Source organism: Fulvivirga imtechensis AK7 (assembly GCF_000331535.1).
Taxonomy (GTDB): domain Bacteria; phylum Bacteroidota; class Bacteroidia; order Cytophagales; family Cyclobacteriaceae; genus Fulvivirga; species Fulvivirga imtechensis.
The window spans coordinates 73629-93749 of sequence record NZ_AMZN01000049.1 but is presented as its reverse complement, the minus strand read 5'-3'; the positions used below and the strand labels follow the sequence as shown (position 1 = coordinate 93749).

Here is a 20121-nt window from a genome sequence, read left to right as displayed (position 1 = left end):
ACCGAGACCAACGGCAACTGCAGCAGCACCGATGATATTACAGTGACCTTCACCGAGCAACCTGTAGCCGATGCAGGCACAGGTGGTAATGAGTGCGATCTGAGTTTTGCATTTAATGCTACACCAAGTGTTGGTGTAGGCACCTGGACAAAGGCTAGCGGGCCTGGAACACCTTCATTTACCAACGAAAATAATCCTGCTACCTCTGTTTCTGTTTCTGCTTATGGTACTTATGTATTCAGATGGACTGAAGTAAACGGGGGTTGTAGTGATTTTGATGAAGTGACAGTGAACTTCTACGAACAACCCGTAGCTGATGCCGATAGGGGCAATGCCGCACCATACGATGAGTGCGATCTTAATTTCTGGTTAGATGCTGTGCCTAGTGTATCAGGTAGTAGTGGTGTCTGGACCAAGTTCAGCGGCCCGGGTACAACAACCTTTGCCAACGCAACTGCTCCAACTACAGAGGTATCGGTGAGCGCTTACGGTACTTATGTGTTCAGGTGGACAGAAACTAATGGTGTATGCAGCTCCAGCAACAATGTTACCGTAAGGTTCTACTTACAGCCGGTGGCTGATGCAGGATCGGGAGGAAGTGTATGTGGGTTGAACTTCAACTTTAATGCTGTGCCGAGTACTGGTACAGGGGTTTGGAGTAAGGTAAGCGGACCAGGTATTACTTCATTTACTAATGCTAACAGTGCTACTACTTCAGTATCGGTCGATACCTATGGCTCTTATGTTTTCCGATGGACAGAGAACAACAATGGATGTATCAGCAGTGATGAGGTAACTGTAAACTTTAATGAGGCCCCTGTAGTAGTAAGTGTGGATGATGATGGGTTATACATTTGCGAGCCGTCATCAATAACAATTAGCGGGCGAATAGGGGCAGGTGCATCTACCGGTACATGGTCGCTGCTATCAGGAGGAACAGGTACCCTTAGTGCCAGCAGTCTGACAGGAGATATTGTAACAGCCACATATATTACTGCGACTAACGAATACGGCCCTCTGGTGTTCCGGTTGACTACCGATGATCCCGATGGCGTGGGAGGCCCGTGCGTGGTTGATTTTATGGAGACTACTATTACTGTTAATCAGGCTGCCACAGTGAATGCCGGAGTGGATTTTGCTATTTGTGAAGATGAAATAGCTACCTTGAATGGCTCCTTTGGTGGGTCAACTACAAACGTTACATGGCTGGATGGGGCAGGTACATTTGGAAATATAAATAGTGCCGTTACTACTTACCAACCTTCACCAGCAGAGATCAGTGCCGGATTTGTGGTATTGACACTGAGAGCCAGCGACCCTGACGGAACCGGTGCATCAGGTCCGTGCCCTGTCGTGACCGATAAAGTAAGAATAACTATAAATCACCTACCGGAAGTGGCTTTAACCGGTTTGGCGGCAGTTTATGCAGAAAATGATCCCCCTGTTGAAATGCAAGGTTTCCCTTCAGGCGGAACCTATACGGGGCCAGGGGTGCTTGCAGGTACCAATATTTTCGACCCGGCAAACGCCAATAGCAATGGTGCTACCAATTCCATTGTTTATACCTATACCAATCCATCAACCGGGTGTACAAATTCTGATGTTGTAGACGTGATAGTAAACGCTGCCACATCAATTAACTTCACTGTTGATGGCGCCACTGTTGATAATTTTGGCAGGCCACAGGTCTGCGCAGAACAGGGTTTAGTGCGATTATTTGGTAATCCCGATGAATCTACGGGCCAAAATCCTACTTCATTTACCAGTACAACACCAGGACTGATTACACAATCTGGTGGTAGATATTATATTCAGACAAATGGTTTGGCTTCGGGGCTTTACAGAATAAAATATACTTATACCAACTCGGATAATGTGACCTCGATAATGTTCAATGATGTGAAGATATTTGCCAGCCCAGTGGCTGGTATATCTGTAACCAATTCTTGTATTGAGGATCAGATCACATTCACCGATGTTTCGACAATTCCTTCAACACCATTTGGCACTTCAATATTGAGTTGGTCGTGGGATTTTGATGACGGTACATTTAGTAACCAACAAAATCCTGATCACACCTATGAGGAACCTGGTATCTACACTGTTAAGTTGACAGTGATCACCACTCAGGGATGTTCGGATGTTACCACGCAGATCGTGCGTGTGGGTGAGGTTCCTCATGTGAATTTTGACAAAGCGGAGATCTGTAACGGTGATGCAACAGAATTCCGCGACCTGTCAAGTCCTGGATCGATCAGTACCATTATTAACCATAGCTGGGATTTTGGAGATGGTGAAATCATTTCAGGGCCTTCTGATGATATAGTGCCGGCAGGAACCCATGGAGGTCGCACATTTGGTACGTTTAAAGATCCCTTCCATGAATATGAAAATGTGGGAAGCTACAATGTGACCCTGACTGTGGAAACGAATGATGGATGTACCAACGCTGTTACCAAACGGGTCTTTATATTGCCATTCAATGTGATTACCATTTCCCCGGAAACCGCCTATGAAGAGGATTTTGAGAATGATGCCGGGGGCTGGGTGGCACAGTCGAATGAGAGCGCGGTGGGTGATTCCAGTTGGGTATGGGGTGAGCCAAACGGTTCTGTTATAAATGACCCGGGTAACAAGGCCTGGTGGACAGGTGGTAATAACGGATCATATCACGCCTCTGAAGATTCCTATATAAATGGGCCTTGTTTTGATATATCCGCTTTGACCAGACCCATGCTGGCCATGGATATTTGGGTGGATACCCAGGAAGGTTTTGACGGAGCTGTGCTTCAATACTCCATTGACGGAGGTATAAGTTGGAAAAATGTAGGAACCATTAATGAAGGTATCAACTGGTACAATGCCCAGGGTATCATTAGCAGGCCAGGGGATAGGGCCGGTAATTTTAATGAAGGAGATCAGGGGTGGACCGGACAAACAAATGGTTGGGTTTCTGCTCGTTTTAGCCTGGATGAAATTCCTTTCGAAGAAAGAGATCTTGTAAGGTTAAGAATTGCCTTTGCCAGTGATGCCAACAACCCGCAAGGCAGCAACCTCAACGGATTTGCTGTAGATAATGTGTTTGTCGGAAATAAAACACGCACGGTGCTAATTGAGCATTTCACTGATACCGAGATTGATATTAGTAACCAGGCTAGCGATCATTTTGAACAGATACAGGCTGGTCAGATTGCAGAAACTGGTGTTACAGATTTTGAATTGCTTGAATATCACATACAGGATTCGGGAGGAGATCCGTTCAATAGTGATAATCCGGGTGACCCCAGTGCCAGGTCTCTTTTCTACGGCGTTTCTCAGGCGCCAAAGGCTGTATTGGACGGAAATCAGTTTAACGGCAATCCTTTCGAGATATCTGAAATTGACATTGAAAGAAGGTCATTAATGGATCCTTTATTTGAAGTGCGAATTGATACGCTATTAACGGCTACCGAAACACTTTCCGCTGATGTTACAGTCACTGCTTTGGCAGCTTTGTCAGAAGATGTAACTATTCATTTGGCCCTGGTTGAAGGAGCGATAGCTTATGACGGTAGGACGTACCACAATGTGCTTAAAAAGTTGATATTCGGTGGTGAAGGTGAAAGGCTTTCGATCGACTGGTCTCCGGGGACAGTAAAAACTGTGAGGGGAGAGTGGAATATTGACATAAATATTTATAATCCCGATCAGTTAAGATTGATAGCGTTTGTTCAAAATAAGACTAGCAGAGAGATATATGGTGCCACCTATACGAGAGCCCCGGTAAAAAATGAAGGCGCTGTAACAGGAGTGAAAGAAGATGTGTTTGCGCAGGCGAAGAACATCAGTATTTACCCTAATCCTGCTGATGGAGTGCTTCATTTTTCGATCAATCAGGATCCGTTGAAACAATACTATTGGAAAATAGTGGACCAACGGGGTGTTGCAATGCTATCTGGTGATATTGAATTTAATAATGGAACCTTTAGCACAAACATTAACGAATTGCCTAATGGAATTTATTATGTAGTAATCGGAGCAGGTGATAAGCCATTGATATACCGAAAGCTGGCAGTAATGAACAGACAGTAAGAGCAAATCTAATACTTTGCATGCAATGCAAGCTTCACAGGGCATTGAGGATTCCGGAAGCGAAGCCGGTGTTTAGTGTGAGTTCGATATAAAATACTTAAAAAAGGGCAGTCATCCTGCCTGTCCTGAACTTGCCTCTGGGAGGCATCCAAAACTTTTTAGTTGATTTTGATGATAATGACAACCCCAAAGTACCACGTCATCCTGGAATTTTCGTAGAGCAACGGAGAAAATATTCAGCATTTCCCCGAACAGAGACAAAAGCCTGACCTTGTAGGCATGTTACAGATCAGGGAGGTTACTGTTCTTCGGCTGTGTTGTGTCATGAATCACGAAAAATGAAAGGCTGCGTCAGGAATGACAAGAAAGAGAAGAGGCCGTGAAAGAGCAAAAGCTTATGTTCGGGATGGTGGGAGCCGGGTTTGTGATTATCTGTCAATAGTTTTCAGTTCATAACTCTTGGTGCTTAAAGCTTCATTCCTACTGCACAGGTTTTTCGCTACATCCGGGTTTAATATTGTAATCCAGAAACGAAGAACGGCAAGCTAAAAAGAGCCTGCCGTTTCAAAAAACTAGATGAAGTTAAAGCCAAACAAATATTTTAATTAGTCCATGATCTGTGAGATCCGTTGTGCGACTGCCTGAGCAATAGTAGTATCTTTTAATGAATGATTTTCGTCTTCCTTTGCAATATCTTTCGCGATGTTAATGAGGTTGACCTTATCCTTCAATCGGGAATATAAACTACAGTCGACCTCAGCATCGTAAATAACCCATTTAGGTTTTAATTTCCAGTAAAGAAGGCACTCTTCAACACTAAAAAAATTAAAGACCTTACACTTGGTGATCTTCTCAAGAGTTAGACCCAACATATTCCTGTCAAACGATTCTGAATCTATCAGGAAAATAACGCTGTCTCTCTGTCTCATAGCCAACGGTTTAAGTTCAATTAAACCATGCCAATAAATGTGCCGTTGTGAAAAACGTGTTAAAATCGCTGAAAATGCAATTCCAAAGAGAGGCGTTGTCCTATATTGGGATGTGATTCCAATTTTGGAATCACATCTCCTTTTCTAGTACCTCATGGAGTTCTCTAAAAGCCAGTTGACACTTTTCTGATAGTAGATTCACCAGTTTGGGTATCTCATCAGTGTTGAGATTTTCATGACCGTAGTCTTCTATTTTTTTAATGACAGGCTTCAATGTTTCTATGCCCATGAAGGTAATAGAAGGCTTTAGTTTATGAGCCAGATTTCCTACTCTCCTCCAATCTGCTTTATTGATCCACTTCTGCATTTCATTGATTGTGGAAGGAGTGTTGGTGATAAAAGTCTCAATCATATCACGCATAAAAACCTTATCACCGTCACAGACATTATTGAGGTACTCCAGGTTTGTTACTTTCTCAAAAACGGCTTCCAGGTTATTCATTCCCTGTTGCAAAGGCTTCTCTTTGGCGAATTTAGAAAGTACCTCATAAAGATCTTCGGGTTGGAAAGGCTTTGAAAGGTAATCGTTCATGCCTACCTCCAGGCACTTTTCATTATCACCTTTTATCGCATTGGCTGTTAAGGCTATAATAGGAATGGCATTTTTTGGTGTTTTAAGCCCTTTACGAATATTTTTTGTGGCCTCATATCCATCCATTACCGGCATTTGAATATCCATTAGTATGATATCGTAATGGTGGCTTTTTAACCTTTCCAGTGCTATATAACCATTCTCTGCTCCATCTACTTCACACTGCCATTTTTTAAGAATATTGAGTGCATATAACCTATTGATGTCGTTGTCTTCTACCAAAAGTACTTTCAGTCCCTTAAATGAGTGAGGAGGAGTAGTTTTTGCTTTGGAAGATGTAGGCTGGATCAGGTCTTTGATCTTACCGGTTTCATAAGGGATGGTGAAAACAAATGTAGTGCCTTTACTTTCTTCGCTCAGTACTTCAATTTGTCCTTCCTGCAGCTCAACCAGTTGTTTTACAATTGAAAGACCCAGCCCTGTTCCTCCATACCTTCTTGTCACGCTTTCATCTGCCTGAGTGAAGCTCTCAAAGATGCGATTTACTTTTTCCTTAGGCACACCCACACCTGTATCGCTCACCGTAAACTTTATGAAATGGGTTTTCCCTTCTTTATGATCCAGTTCTGCTGTAACTCTGATCTCACCAATGTGAGTAAATTTGACTGCATTGCTAATCAGGTTGATCAATATCTGATTCAGCCGTACGGGGTCACCCAGTAAAACGGTATCTGCTTCGGGGGCAATACTGTAGTTGAGCTCAATTCCTTTTTCTTTACATTGAAAGTGAAAGGTATCTATTACAGCGCCAAGCTGATATTTGATGTTAAAACCGATTTTCTCCAGTTTTAACTTTCCTGATTCGATCACTGAAAGGTCCAGGATATCATTGATGATCACCTTGAGGTTTTCTGTTGAATTTTTGATGGCATTAAGATAGTTGGTTCTATCTTCCTCGCTGGTGGATTCAGACAACAGGTTGACCATACCGGCAATACCGTTGATAGGGGTCCTGATCTCATGACTCATATTAGCCAGGAACTGCTCCTTTGCCTTTTGCGCTCTCAATAATTCTTCTGCATCCTTTTTTCTTTGGGTAATATCCCTGCAGTCCAGTATCAGGCCCTCTACGCCTTCTTTGTGTTTAAGGTTAATGGAGTTGAAGTCAAGATATTTATAAGACCCATCTTTACAGAGGAAACGAAATTCAATACTTTCATCATAAGGCTTGGCAGTGCTTTTTTCAAACTCTTTTCGAAAGGTTTTTAACGTTTCTGGTTCTATGAAATCAAAAAAGGTTTTACCAATAAGGCTAGAAGGGGCATGCCCTAGCGTTTCTTCCACAGAAGGGTTGTGGTATAGAATTTTGCCATTGTAATCAACAATAAAGATAATGTCAGAGCCATCCTCAACTACCGCTTTATAAAATGCGCCTGTGCTGACATAATCGGAGAGTGTATGTATAGAATTCATTATTTAACAGGTTCGTCCTCCATTTCTTTTAAATAACGATATATGGTGGATTTACCAATATCGAGTTTATCTGCTACTTGAAGGACATTATTATCATATTTATCCAGGTAGTACCGTATGATCTTAAATGTATAATCTCGAAGAGTCATTTCCTCAAACAGGAAATTGGTTTCTTTGGATACACTGTTGAAGCTGATGTCATCGGCCATTATCTCATTGTCATTAGCCATGACCGCTGACAGCTCTATGATAGATTTCAGCTCTCTGACATTACCGGGGAAGGGGTAGCTCAAAAGTTTTTCCTGCGCTCCTGCGGATAATTTTAGCATGGGCATATCATTATCTTTGGCAAATGCCTGCAGGAAATGCTTCGCCAGAATAATGATATCATTACCCCTGTCGCGCAGCGGAGGGAGGTGAATGGGCAGCCCCAGCAACCTGTAGTAAAGGTCTTCTCTGAAATTGCCTTTTTTTACCTCTTCAGCCAAATCCCTGTGGGTAGCAACTATAATTCTGATATCCAGCTTGATGATGTCATTCCCACCTATGCGCGTCAACTCGCGCTCCTGGATCACTCTCAGAAGTTTGGCCTGCAGGTTGAGGTCCATTTCTCCAATTTCATCAAGGAATATGGTGCCTTCTGCGGCTTCCTCAAATTTCCCGATGCGTCTGGTATTAGCGCTTGTAAAAGCCCCTTTTTCGTGCCCGAAAAGTTCACTTTCCATAAGTTCAGATGGAATGGCGGCAATGTTAACGGCCACAAATGGCTTTTTCTTTCGCTTTGAATTGTAATGGATAGCCTTGGCAACAAGTTCTTTTCCCGTGCCCGTCTCACCGGTAATGGACACAGTAATATTTGTTTTTACAGCTTTTTCCAGCAAACCAAATACCTTTTTCAGGGCTCCGCTACTTCCTACAATACTTTTATCAAACTCATACTTTTCTGATATCTCTTGCTTTAAATGATCTATTTGTTTTACCAGGGAAATATTCTGGCGTGCGTTGTTTATGGTGTTGAGTAACCGGTTTTTGGTGTCCTCATCTTTGGTTATATAATCGTAGGCGCCCAGCTTGAGAAGCTCTACTGCTGTGCCGATCTTTTCCTGAGCTGAAATAATGATAACCTGTATATCCGCATCATAAGCTTTAATATCAGACAGTACTTTTTCTCCCGGCATATCGGGCAGCGTATAGTCGAGCGTTATAATTGCAGGCTTTTGATACAGATTATCGAGACAATCCTTACCTGTTTCAAAAACAGACACCTCAAAATCAGGATTTAAACTCAGGACATACTGCAAAAATTTGGAGTAAGCAGGATCATCTTCTACAATAAATATTTTCACCGGTTCCTGTTCGTACATTCTTATCAGAGTTTAAGTTGGTTTTTCCCTAAATATAATATAAGTAATTTATTATAAAGAAAGGTTCATTTTTAATAGTTTGAAAAAAATATTCTGGTCAGGCTTTGATTTAATCTCGTGCTTCAACTATTTTGGAAAATAAACCAGATTGGTTTTAACTATTGTAACTAAAGTTTGGCTTTCTTAAAAGAACTAATGTATGATTGAAGAATTTAAAAACCTGTCTCAAGATGAGGTGGAAACCATGTACAAGGTGCCTGTGCTGGTGTCTATACTAATAGCAGGGGCTGACAACGAGATTGATAAATCTGAAATAAGGCAGGCAGTAACTTTGTCGAAGATCAAACAATCAAAAGCTAGGGAAGGTTTAATCGACTATTACCGAGAGGCTGGTAAAGACTTTGAAGATAAAATGAAGGTGATGATCCAGCAGTATCCTGTAAACGCAAAGGAGAGGAACCCTATGATCATATCTGAGCTGGAGAGAGTGAATCACATTCTGCCAAAGGTGGATAGGAAGTTTGCTATTGAATTTTATGAAAGTATCAAAGACATGGCCAAAAAGATAGCCGAGGCATCAGGAGGCCTGCTGGGCTATATGGCTGTGGGGTATGAAGAGTCTAAGTTAATTGGGCTGCAGATGATCAAAGACCCGGGGGTATAAAATTTCAATCATTTGAGTAGTCGTACGCTTATAGGAAGTGCTGTAGTTCCCATCCGGCTTGTATTTCTCATGTGGCTGGCATTTGCAGTTGACTTCCTGTATGGGTACGACTTAGCTATATTTGGCATTTTTCCACGTAGTATTATTGGCGCCATAGGCATTGTCACGGCTCCGCTGATACATGCCAACCCGGTTCACCTTCTTTCCAACACGGTTCCGTTACTGTTTTTGGGACCTACATTGTTTTTCTACTATCATAAAATAGCTTCAGCGGTTTTTCTGAGGTGCTATTTTATTACCAACCTGTTAGTGTGGTTTTTTGCACGACCATACCTGCACATTGGCGCCAGCGGATTAGTATACGGACTAGCATCATTTCTCATTTTTTTTGGCTTTTTTAGGAGAGATTTTCTTTCGCTGATCATCTCCGTGATAGTATTGCTGCTTTACGGATCTATTTTTTATGGTATACTTCCCGCTAACTCTAATATTTCATGGGAGTCACATCTGGCTGGGGGTGTTGTGGGGATGGTTACTGCTGTTCAATTTAGGAGAAAGAGGATTTAAGCATTGGTAAGCTCACAAAAATGGTTTTGTACTATCATAAAAAAGAAGAGGCGGTCTTAAAAGTCTACTTCTGACGTCATCCTGAACTTGATTCAGGATCCCCCGGATTAGTTTCTACACATTGTAGGGATCCCAAATCAAACTTGGAGTGACGCGTTGGTTCTTTTTAAGACGGCCTCCTTAACTTTTTATTTGGTGGTTTATTTATTAACCTTCACCTCAATATTAATACCATCGCCCTGTCCATCTGTACCGACAATTGATACAACTTTGAGCAGGCCGAACTTGCTGCCACCTGTTTTTGTCGCATCTGTTTTAAATGCAAGCACCGTACCAGCACTTAAATTGGTTTTTGATCCAGCTTCGGCTGTTCCAACTTCATATTCTGCAGAGATATCATCACTGTCAAATTCAGTGATAGCATCAAACTCAGCTCCTGTCATGGTTGTTGTTCTAAACAAGGTGATATTCTGGTTATCCCAGGCATCCACATCAACAATGTTTGTAGGATAAGCGTCTATTCCCGCTAGGGTAGCTTTGTTTGTTTGTCCATAGTAATAGCCGAAGTCTATTTCGGATGAAAGGTCGTCACCAGTACCAAGTACCTCGCTATTTGAATATTTATCACCTGTGGTCGTAGAGAAAAATGTTTCAGAAGAACCATCACCAAGAGGAGAAGCAAGTAGGAATGCCTCATAGATAGTTACCGAAGGGGTAGCAATAACCTCAATAGTAAAAGTCTCAACAGCAGTTTGTCCCGTTCCTACATCATCAACAGCTATAAACTCAAGCGTGATCTCTACATCTGACTCTGCCGTGTAGGTTATTTCAGGACTTATTGTTGGAACAACCGTTGTTCCTAAATCAAGTCCCAGTTGGTTCCTTGTCCTTTCAAACTCAACAGAGCCATCTCTTTCGATCCTGAAAGTATTGAACCCGCCAGGTGCAGTAATATCCACATCAAAGATAAGCTTCTCGCCCGAATTAACGGTAATTACATTGCCTGAAATGGATCCGGCTGAGTTAGAAGCCAATTCAACTGTCATAGTAGGAGCATTGGGAAGGGTCTCTCCGTCATCATCATCCCCGCAACTGGTGAGTAGTACAACACTACCTATAACAGCAAAAAGTGATAACTGATTAAATAATCTTTTCATAGTTTTCGATTTTAGTTTTAATGTTAAACATTCTACAATGCACAGAAATTGTACCATATTTTATTTATGGTTTGTGCTTCAGTTTCATATACGTAAAAGCGGGGGCGAAAGTATGTAGAAATAGTTTATTTTGTGTAGAAGATCAGTAACAATTTTAGTTGATTATTCAACACTTTTTGATTTTACCATTTTTTGATTTCCTCTTTCCCATTTAATCTTTTCAATTTCTGATTTTCATTATCTCTGATTTCCGATTTCATATCTATCTGCTATTTTTGCTGCATCATTTATATTTTATTCTTATGGCCGTTACTCCTGAAAGTGTTCTAAGCGATCTTAAAAACAAGAAGTATGCCCCGGTTTATTTTTTGCAAGGGGAAGAGACATACTATATCGATATGATAGCTGATTACATTGAGGATAACGTGCTTTCGGATGCAGAAAAGGGATTCAATCAGACGATACTATACGGGCGTGACGTGGCAATGAATGTAGTGCTTACTAATGCCAGGCGCTTTCCCATGATGGCGGAAAAGCAGGTGGTGATCGTAAAAGAGGCCCAGAATATAAGTGATATCAACAAAGAAGCGGGTCAGAAGCTGTTAACCGATTACCTGCAGAACCCGGTGCCATCGACAATTTTGGTTTTCTGCTATAAAAACAAAACGCTGGACAAGCGAAAGACACTAGGTAAGACTATTGAAAAGCAGGCTGTAACAGTTACTACCAAAAAGCTCTATGACAACCAGGTGCCCGCCTGGGTGGAGCAATATATCAGGTCGAAGGGTTTTGGCGCCACTCCAAAGGCAATTCAAATGCTTGCGGATTCCATTGGAAATGACCTGGAAAGATTGGCCAACGAGGTGGATAAAATGCTGATCAATTTTAAGGAGAAGGTACAAATTGACGAATCCACTGTACAGCGATATGTGGGGATCAGCAAAGACTACAATGTATTTGAATTGCAAAAGGCGCTCATTAGCAAAGATGTGGTAAAGGCCAATAAAATCGTTAACTACTTTGAGGCCAATTCAAAGAAAAACCCCATTATTCCGGTGATCGCCATTCTTTTCTCATTTTATAGCAAGCTATTGGTAGCGGTACATGCTAAAGATAAGTCTGAAAGGAATCTGGCCTCTTTGTTAAAAGTGAGCCCGTATTTTGTTAAAGATTATCTGTTTGCACTCAGAAATTATTCTCCTGTGCAGGTAATCAACAACATTCATCATATTAAAGAAGCTGACCTTAAGTCAAAGGGTGTAGATAATATTTCCGCCAGCGATGGTCAGTTGCTTAGGGAATTGGTGTTTAAATTACTGCACTGATCTTCTTTATCAGTTTTTCTGCAACTAAATTTAACCACGGAAATACGGACTGATCCATATTGCCTCATCCGCTATACAAGAGTCCTCCATTTTTTTTACTTTTGAGCGGCCCGAAAGTAATTTTTAAATGACTATGAATAACTTTCGGCTATTCATTCGTTTATAGAAGGAACCATTCTTTATCATTTAATAAAAAGATAAAAAATCAAATGCAGTTAAAATATAGTCTTGTACTCCTGGTTTTTATCAGTATTACCTCATGGGGTCAAAATACCTTATACCATTCCGATAACAATACACTTTACCGCAAGGGTCTGGAGCTACTTGATAAGGCTGATTATACGGCCGCTCGAGAAACATTCGAGCGCTATGTTGCGGAATCAGGATCGGATATTCGTAAAGCAGATGCAGAATATTATATAGCGTTCAGCGCGCTCAGCTTATACCATGCGGACGGAGAAAAGCTTATAGAACATTTTATCAGAAACCACAACAGCCACCCCAAGGCGGTAGTTGCTTACTATGAATTGGGGAGTTTTTATTTTGCCCAAAAGGATTATGGCAAAGCTGTGAAATACCTTTCCAGGGTGGATCTGTCTCTGGTAACGGAAAAGCAAAGGCAGGAGACGCGTTTTAAATTGGGTTACGCACATTTTTCGCAGCGGGAGTTTACCGAAGCGCTGAATTATTTTAATGTATTAAAAAGGCAGTCTGGTCCTTATGCTTCGGCTTCCAGCTACTATGCCGGTTATATCGAATATGAAAATGGCGAATATGATAAGGCTGTTGCCGACCTGCAAAGAGCTGAAGAGAATGATGCTTATAAACCTGTTGTGCCCGGCATGATCGCGAATATCTATTACAAGCAAAAGCGGTATGATGATCTGATCAGTTACAGCAACAAGATCCTGTCAGGACCAGGCCGGGTTAATGAAAAAGATTTTTACCTGCTTACCGCAGATGCCTACCTCAACAAGAGGGACTTTAAAAAAGCAGCCGAATACTATGAGCAGTATGATGGTCTGATGAAAAACCCTACTCCTGATATACGATATAGAATTGGCTATACGAATTTCAGACTGGGAAACAACCAGGAGGCCATCACTCAATTGAAACAGGCAGCCTCTGACAGAGACAGCATCGGAGTATATGCATCTTACTACCTGGGAGTATTGTACCTGAAAGAAGGTAATAAGATCTACGCACTTACTGCTTTTGATAACGCCAGAAAAAATAAGATCAATAGATCATTGAGAGAGGAAGGAGCCTATCAGTATGCCAAGATCAGCTACGATCTTGGTCGCTCAGAAGAAGCCATTACAGGTTTTAATGAGTTTATTACAAGCTATCCATCCAGTGAGCATATCGATGAAGTGAACGATCTGCTTTCCGAAGCCTATCTGAATTCCAGCAACTATAACCTGGCCATTGATCATATTGAAAAAATGAAGTCAATGAACCGAAGTATGGAAAAAGTATATCAAAAAGCCACCTTTTTAAAAGGAGCGGAACTCTTCAATAAAGGAGACTACCGGGCAGCCATTGACCTGTTTAAAAAATCGCTTAAGTACCCTATTGATCCTCAGTTTACAGCCATGGCTAATTTATGGGCTGCCGAAGCCTATTCCGTAGGTAGAAAATATGAAGAAGCCACTGGCCATTACCAGGCTATACTGGGTAGCTCTTACAAAAATTCACCTCACGGTCTGCAGGCCCGATATGGCCTCGGATACGCCTACTATAATACCAAAGCGTATGATAAGGCGCTCATTCACTTCAAGGAGTACGTCAATCAATTGGAGAAAGCCAGTGACAAAGGGTATTATGATGATGCGCTATTGCGGTTAGCCGATACATATTATGTAACAAAGTCGTATGATAATGCTTTGAACTACTACAGGAAGGCTATTCAGCAAAACAAGGCAGATAATGATTATGCTCATTTGCAGGCCGGAATAGTTATGGGCATTCAGGGCAATGTAAGCGGGGCTAAGGGAGAATACGACTACATTGTCAGTAACTATCCGAAGTCACGCTACATAGATGATGCATTGTTTCAGAAAGCGCAACTCAATTTTGAAAAGGGAAATTATGAAGAAGCCACTCAGGGATTTTCCAATTTAATAGCAAAACGGCCATCGAGCCAGTTTGTGCCATATGCATACATGCGAAGGGCCTCAGCATATTACAACATGAAGCAATACGATAAGTCGATAACAGATTATAAAAAGATATTGGATGAATATCCTACGCATTCCATTGCTTCTGATGTGCTTCTTCCCTTGCAGGAGGTGCTCAACCTTCAAAACCGATCATCAGAATTTGACAGTTATCTGGCCATGTATAAGAAGGCTAACCCCGAAAAGAAGGGTGTGGAAAGTATTGAATTCGAAACGGCAAAAAATCAATATTTTAACCTGGACTATAAGAAGTCTATCAGTTCATTTAGAGATTATATCCGGAGCTATCCTGATAACCCAAAAGTGCCTGAAGCAAAATATTACATTGCTGAGTCGCATTATCGTTTGAAAGAGTTTGATCCTGCTCTGGAGATATATAATCAATTGATATCAGAAGGTTCGGCTGACCAATTGAGCAGAATTACTCATCGAATAGCTGAGATAGAATTTCGTAGCGGAAGGTATGAGAATGCGGCTTATTTCTATTATAAACTTGGTGATGCCGCCAACAACAAAAAGGAGGAGTATTATGCATGGGCAGGACTGATGGAGTCTTATTTTTTGTTGGGTAAATATGATTCAACAAAGTATTACGCCAATATTATTCTTGAGCGGGGAAATGTGAATATCAGTTCCCAAAACAAAGCTTCTCTGTACCTCGGAAAAGCTGCTTATGCAAAGGGTGATTTTGAAACCGCTAAAGATGAGTTTTTGAGTACGCTGAATACTGCCAAGGATGAACATGGAGCAGAGGCACAATTTTTACTTGGACAGATATTTTATCAGAATAAACAATATCAGCAATCTATTGAGGCGCTTATTGAACTAAACAATAGCTTTAATGTATATGAAGAGTGGGTAGGGAAGGCCTACCTGCTGCTTGCAGATAATTATAGGGCTTTAGGTGATTTCTTTCAGGCAAAAGGTACACTGAAATCCATTATTGAAAACTTTCCTCTGGAGCATATCAGAAAGAAGGCACAATCGAAACTCACTGAGATCGAGCAGCAGGAAAAAAAGAAAAAGGAGGAAGTATTATCTACAACAGATAGTTTAACAATAGATATTAAAGATATTGATAATTAGTTATTTAAAGTATTACAATAGACAAAATCTATCGACACAAAAATGAAATATTTTAACCTATACATAGTGCTTTTTCTGGGAATTATTCCCTTGCACCTTTCTGCCCAGGAGGATTGGGAAAATGACGGTGAAATAGAGGACGTACAAATTGAGATAGTAAAGGACAGGGAAATAAAGTTGCCTCAGGCCAACCGTAATTTTGAAAAAATACCACCAATTAACACAGAGGTTGGGCGGGGTAGCATTGAGTATTTCTACAACAACATCAATTTTGATCTGCCCGACCTTAACGTAAGAATGAGGCCTCTCAGGATCAAGGACGAGAAACTGTCAAAGCTTTATGGCAACTATGTGAAAGCTGGCTTTGGCAATTATACCACACCATATGTTGAAGGATTCTTTAACAGCAAACGTAGTAAGGAACGAAGCTACGGTGCTCACTTTAATTACCTGAATTCCAGCAAGGGACCGGTGGATGGTAAAAACTCTGGTTCAGGCAGATTGGATATTGATCTGTTCGGTAAATATTTCACTCCTAAAGTGACGCTTAGCGGTGATGCAGGCTTCAATCAGCGATCATATCATTTTTATGGATATCCTGAAAACCAAGAAGTTAATGAGGATACTTTAAAACAATACTTTAATAACTATTACTTGAAGGGTAGCCTGGAAAATACTGATAAGAAGTCTGATTTCAGATATACATTGGGCTTTCAACTGGACCATTTGAAAGATAACAGAGATGCCTCAGAATCTGAAGGGCAGATCAATCTGAATACCGAGTATGCATTAAGTGATGAGGCATTTGTCAGACTGATCGGTGATGTGGATGTAATCACCCGAAAGGATAATTTGATTGATGACCAGACCCGCAATCTGTTTCGCATAAGGCCTTCCTTTGGTTTTGGCTATGAAGGCTTCAGACTGGAGGCAGGCTTCAATGCGGTGTATGAAAATGATACCCTTGGTGACTCGGACAAAATGCACTTTTACCCAATAGCGAGAGCAAGTTATCCTTTTACGGAAAGCATGGAATTGTATGCCGGTATAGGTGGTGATATTCACAAAAATACACTTCGGACTTTGTCTGAGGAAAACCCATATATCAATGACAACATCGGTATCTACCACACCAATAAAACATTTGATCTTTATGGAGGTATGCAGGCAAAGTTAAGCAGTAAGCTTGGTTTTGGAGCGGGTTTCAGCGCAGCCAATTATAAGAATATGTACTTCTTTGTTAATGCACCGGAAGATCAGTCAAAGTTTGAAGTGATCTACGACACTGGTAATACCACGGTGTTGAATATTTTTGCCCAGTTAAGCTTTAACAATGCCGAACAGTTCCGGATTACGGCCAGAGGTGATTACTGGGGTTACGGAACGGATAACATTGACGAGCCATGGCACAAGCCCAACTATAAGGTTTCATCACTGGCAAGCTACAACCTGTATGGTAAATTCATTTTCACAGCCGAGGCCTATGCTATCGGAGGGATCAGAGCACTGGATATGGATACGGGTGAGACGGTGAAGCTTGATGCATTGTTTGATCTTAACTTTAAAACGGATTATTTGATATCAGATCAGGTGTCGGTTTTTCTTCAATTCAACAATATTTTTGGCAAAGAATACGAATTATTTTACCACTATCCATCGAGAAGCCTGCAGTTTATGGCCGGTTTAACATATAGTTTTTAAGCTATTTGTTTGATTTTAAATGGATTAATATTCATATATTGTGCAATAATTCTGTTTTTTCAATGACATTAAAACCAATTTGTCACAGTGAAAAATTAAATTATTTTTGTAGGATTGAAATTAGAGCAAAATTAAATACTCAACCATGGCTAAAAAAAGTAAAAAAGACGAGCTGGACGATAACGAAGATATAAATAAAGATACCAATGATGATTTGAATGAGGCGGATGATAATTTTGGTTTACCCGATGTGGAATATCAACCTCTGGACAGGGACGCTGAAGAGGAGGAGTCTGTAGAAGAGATCGAAAGAGAAGAAGAAGTATATTCATCAGTGGAGGAAAGAGAAGAAGATGTTTATGCCAATGAGCATGACGATGACTATCATACACCTGTAGAAGAGCAGCACGTGTATGTGCCTGGTAGCTATAAACCTCCCAAAGACGATTCGCTGGTGCCGAAAATCCTGGCACTTATTTTCGTGGTGTTGCTAGCCGGTGTGGGTATCTGGTATTTCGGATTTTATCGCCCCGATCAAAAAGCTCAGGAGCGGGCCAAGATAGAACAGCAGAGAAAGGAGCGGGAGGAACAACAACGTTTGGCAGCCGAGCAGGCTGAAAGGGAGCGCCAGGCAGCAGAGCAGGCGAGGCTCGAAGAAGAGCGAAGAGCCGAAGAGGAGGCCGAACCAAAAGTTGGAACAATCGAAACAATTTCTTCAAGAACGGGACGTTACTATGTCGTAATAGCCAGCGCTATCGATGAGGACCTTGCTATGGACCATGCGAAAAAGCTGAGTGCCAATGGTGTTAGCACTACTATCATTGAACCATTTGGTAAAAGCAAGTTTCACAGGATAGCCATTGAAAACCATGATACCTGGGCATCAGCGCAGAATGCCGCCAATGACCTCAAAGGTGAATATGGTGAAGGGGTTTGGGTAATTAGATATTAATATGATTTTAGCGCAAATAACGACTAGTCAAGACACAGCAGACATAGTGGCCGAATCGGATGCAGTATCAATATTAGACCTCCTTTTTCAGGGAGGTTTTATGATGATACCCATTTTGATATTATCGATAATGGCTGTATATATTTTTGTTGAGCGGGTATTAACGATCAACAAAGCCGCTAAAACCCCCGAGGCATTCATGGGGAGGATCAGGGATCTAGTAGAGCGTGGAGATATTAGTGGCGCAAAAGTCCTTTGCCAGGAGTATGACTCTCCGACCGCACGAATGATAGAAAAAGGTATAGCCAGAATAGGAAGCCCTCTAAAAAATATTGAGGTGAGTATAGAGAACGTTGGTAAGATCGAGATATTCAAGCTGGAAAGGAACCTTTCTTTGCTGGCTACCATTTCCGGTTCAGCGCCTATGTTAGGTTTCCTTGGAACAGTAATCGGTATGATCCAGGCATTTATTGCCATAGCACAGGAGGAAGGCTCAGTAAGTCCGAAGCTGCTGTCTGAAGGGATATATACAGCTATGATCACTACTGCTGCAGGCCTTTTTGTCGGTATCCTTGCTTACCTGGGATACAACTACCTGGTAACTAGAGTGCAAAAGGTAGTACACAAAATGGAGTACAGCTCAGTAGATTTTATTGACTTACTACAAGAACCAAGATAGACAGTTTACAGTTCTCAGTTCACCGTTTACTGTTGAGGACATCAAGAGAACTGAGAACTAAGAACTAAGAACTAAGAACTGAGAACCAAATGGCCTTAAAGTCAAAACATAATGTAGAGCCCATGTTCAGCATGTCTTCCATGACTGACATTATTTTTCTGTTGCTCATTTTCTTTATGCTAACCTCGTCTTTTATTACCCCGTCAGGTCTACCTGTCAATTTGCCTACCAGCAGAGCCTCGACCTTAGAATTGCAAAAGGTATCTGTGACTATAACCAAAAACCTGGATTATTACGTTAATGATAAGAAGGTGAGCAAAGCCATGTTGGAAGGGGAACTAAAAAGTAAATTAAAGGGTACTGAAGGTGTGGTAGTGTTACATATCGATGAGAGTGTGCCTACACAGCACCTGGTGAATGTTGCCGGTATTGCTACAAAGTTAGAAGCGAAAGTTTCAATAGCCACTAAACCTAATTAAGATGTCAGACAGGGAAGAAGAAGAAAAAAGGAATAAAAAGATGGGTATGATCATCTCTGCGGGGGTGCATGCACTGCTTCTGCTGGCATTTCTTTTTATAATGGCCTGGAGAGAGCCCGATCCTCCGCTTCCTGAATATGGTATAGAGTTGAATTTTGGCACCAGCACTGTAGGTACCGGAGAGGTACAACCTGAAACTCCTGCTCAACCCACACGGAGCGAAGAAGAGGCCCAACCGGAAGAACTGCCTGAGGAGGCTGAGGAGCAGCCTGTTGAGGAGACACAACCTGAGGAAGTGACTGCACCGGCGGAAGAAGTGGTGGAGACCACTACCAATACTCAGAACAGCCCTGAAGTGATTCCTGAGGTGAAAGAGGAGGTGAAGAAGCCGGTAGTAAAGGAGGAAAAGAAGGTAGAGGAGAAGAAGACAGAGACAAAACCTGTGGAGGCTAAAGAACCAGTGAAAAAGCCCGATACCGGGGCAAAAGGAACTGAGGGAGAAAGTAACAAGCCTGAAAATGCCAATCACGGTGATAACCTCGATGCGGAAGGTGACAAAGGAGATGAAAGAGGTACGCTGGATTCCAGGGCGCTTTACGGCAGGCCCGGCGGTGGCGGTGGATCCTCTTTGGAAATGACAGGTTGGACCTGGGATTTTATCCCCAAACCTAATGATACCTCTAACGAAAATGGAAGAATAGTCTTTGAGATCAAGATTGATGACATGGGGGAAATTATATCCGTTAGGACTTTGGAGCGCAGTGTGAGTCCGGATATAGAGAAGATATACCGTGCAGAGGTGGAGAAGCTGACCTTTAGCAAAACATCGGATAATACCATTGTAGCACCTGTTTCGACAGGTAAAATCACTTTTGTTATAAGATCGAAGTGAAAGGATCGTG

The 20121-nt window shown here is 41.7% G+C and carries 14 protein-coding genes; 10 read left to right on the top strand and 4 right to left on the bottom strand.

The window, feature by feature from the left end; translation table 11 throughout:
- Positions 1-4071, top strand: a 4071-nt coding sequence (locus C900_RS14750; protein ID WP_040496849.1) for a PKD domain-containing protein, incomplete at its 5' end; no start/stop codon positions are given.
- A gap of 605 nt (positions 4072-4676) precedes the next feature.
- On the opposite strand, the gene C900_RS14745 is transcribed toward C900_RS14750, so the two are convergent.
- From C900_RS14745 to C900_RS14735, 3 genes are all read right to left on the bottom strand, one after another.
- Positions 4677-5000, bottom strand: a complete 324-nt coding sequence (locus tag C900_RS14745) for a hypothetical protein (protein WP_009580798.1) — start codon at positions 4998-5000, stop codon at positions 4677-4679.
- A gap of 130 nt (positions 5001-5130) precedes the next feature.
- Positions 5131-7065: a PAS domain-containing hybrid sensor histidine kinase/response regulator gene (locus C900_RS14740; RefSeq protein ID WP_009580797.1), complete on the bottom strand. Its 1935-nt coding sequence runs from the start codon at positions 7063-7065 to the stop codon at positions 5131-5133.
- Complete coding sequence (locus tag C900_RS14735) at positions 7065-8429, bottom strand: sigma-54-dependent transcriptional regulator (RefSeq protein WP_009580796.1); 1365 nt, start codon at positions 8427-8429, stop codon at positions 7065-7067. The genes C900_RS14740 and C900_RS14735 overlap by 1 nt, the downstream gene beginning before the upstream one ends.
- 199 nt (positions 8430-8628) lie before the next feature.
- On the opposite strand from C900_RS14735, the gene C900_RS14730 reads away from it, so the two are divergent.
- Positions 8629-9093, top strand: coding sequence for a hypothetical protein (locus C900_RS14730; protein ID WP_009580795.1), 465 nt, complete (start codon positions 8629-8631; stop codon positions 9091-9093).
- A 12-nt stretch (positions 9094-9105) separates the two neighbouring features.
- A complete protein-coding gene (locus C900_RS14725) occupies positions 9106-9660 on the top strand; it encodes a rhomboid family intramembrane serine protease (RefSeq protein WP_245558440.1) in 555 nt (184 codons plus the stop codon).
- Between the two features lie 200 nt (positions 9661-9860).
- Here C900_RS14725 and C900_RS14720 read toward each other — a convergent pair whose 3' ends face one another.
- A complete protein-coding gene (locus tag C900_RS14720; RefSeq protein WP_009580793.1) occupies positions 9861-10817 on the bottom strand; it encodes a hypothetical protein in 957 nt (318 codons plus the stop codon).
- Positions 10818-11119: 302 nt separating this feature from the next.
- Here C900_RS14720 and holA point away from each other — a divergent pair, with 302 nt between their 5' ends.
- The 7 genes from holA (at position 11120) to C900_RS14685 (ending at position 20111) form a co-directional block, all read left to right on the top strand.
- On the top strand, positions 11120-12142 hold the full coding sequence (gene holA / locus C900_RS14715) for a DNA polymerase III subunit delta (protein WP_009580792.1): 1023 nt from the start codon (positions 11120-11122) through the stop codon (positions 12140-12142).
- 209 nt (positions 12143-12351) lie between these two features.
- Positions 12352-15408: a tetratricopeptide repeat protein gene (locus C900_RS14710; protein WP_009580791.1), complete on the top strand. Its 3057-nt coding sequence runs from the start codon at positions 12352-12354 to the stop codon at positions 15406-15408.
- Between the two features lie 42 nt (positions 15409-15450).
- A complete protein-coding gene (locus C900_RS14705; protein WP_040496848.1) occupies positions 15451-17109 on the top strand; it encodes a TonB-dependent receptor in 1659 nt (552 codons plus the stop codon).
- Between the two features lie 145 nt (positions 17110-17254).
- Positions 17255-18061, top strand: a complete 807-nt coding sequence (locus C900_RS14700) for a DUF4366 domain-containing protein (protein WP_009580789.1) — start codon at positions 17255-17257, stop codon at positions 18059-18061.
- A 1-nt stretch (position 18062) separates the two neighbouring features.
- Complete coding sequence (locus C900_RS14695; protein WP_009580788.1) at positions 18063-18740, top strand: MotA/TolQ/ExbB proton channel family protein; 678 nt, start codon at positions 18063-18065, stop codon at positions 18738-18740.
- 89 nt (positions 18741-18829) lie between these two features.
- Positions 18830-19219, top strand: a complete 390-nt coding sequence (locus C900_RS14690; RefSeq protein ID WP_040496847.1) for an ExbD/TolR family protein — start codon at positions 18830-18832, stop codon at positions 19217-19219.
- Position 19220: 1 nt separating this feature from the next.
- On the top strand, positions 19221-20111 hold the full coding sequence (locus C900_RS14685) for a hypothetical protein (RefSeq protein WP_009580786.1): 891 nt from the start codon (positions 19221-19223) through the stop codon (positions 20109-20111).
- The last annotated feature ends 10 nt before the right edge of the window (positions 20112-20121 follow it).

What these genes read in the sequence shown, in the direction of transcription:
- C900_RS14720 (WP_009580793.1), bottom strand. Translation starts at nt 10,817, where the DNA reads ATGAAAAGATTATTTAATCAGTTATCACTTTTTGCTGTTATAGGTAGT.
- C900_RS14710 (WP_009580791.1), top strand. Translation starts at nt 12,352, where the DNA reads ATGCAGTTAAAATATAGTCTTGTACTCCTGGTTTTTATCAGTATTACC.
- C900_RS14740 (WP_009580797.1), bottom strand. Translation starts at nt 7,065, where the DNA reads ATGAATTCTATACATACACTCTCCGATTATGTCAGCACAGGCGCATTT.
- C900_RS14735 (WP_009580796.1), bottom strand. Translation starts at nt 8,429, where the DNA reads ATGTACGAACAGGAACCGGTGAAAATATTTATTGTAGAAGATGATCCT.
- C900_RS14705 (WP_040496848.1), top strand. Translation starts at nt 15,451, where the DNA reads ATGAAATATTTTAACCTATACATAGTGCTTTTTCTGGGAATTATTCCC.
- holA (WP_009580792.1), top strand. Translation starts at nt 11,120, where the DNA reads ATGGCCGTTACTCCTGAAAGTGTTCTAAGCGATCTTAAAAACAAGAAG.
- C900_RS14745 (WP_009580798.1), bottom strand. Translation starts at nt 5,000, where the DNA reads ATGAGACAGAGAGACAGCGTTATTTTCCTGATAGATTCAGAATCGTTT.
- C900_RS14695 (WP_009580788.1), top strand. Translation starts at nt 18,063, where the DNA reads ATGATTTTAGCGCAAATAACGACTAGTCAAGACACAGCAGACATAGTG.
- C900_RS14730 (WP_009580795.1), top strand. Translation starts at nt 8,629, where the DNA reads ATGATTGAAGAATTTAAAAACCTGTCTCAAGATGAGGTGGAAACCATG.
- C900_RS14685 (WP_009580786.1), top strand. Translation starts at nt 19,221, where the DNA reads ATGTCAGACAGGGAAGAAGAAGAAAAAAGGAATAAAAAGATGGGTATG.
- C900_RS14700 (WP_009580789.1), top strand. Translation starts at nt 17,255, where the DNA reads ATGGCTAAAAAAAGTAAAAAAGACGAGCTGGACGATAACGAAGATATA.
- C900_RS14690 (WP_040496847.1), top strand. Translation starts at nt 18,830, where the DNA reads ATGGCCTTAAAGTCAAAACATAATGTAGAGCCCATGTTCAGCATGTCT.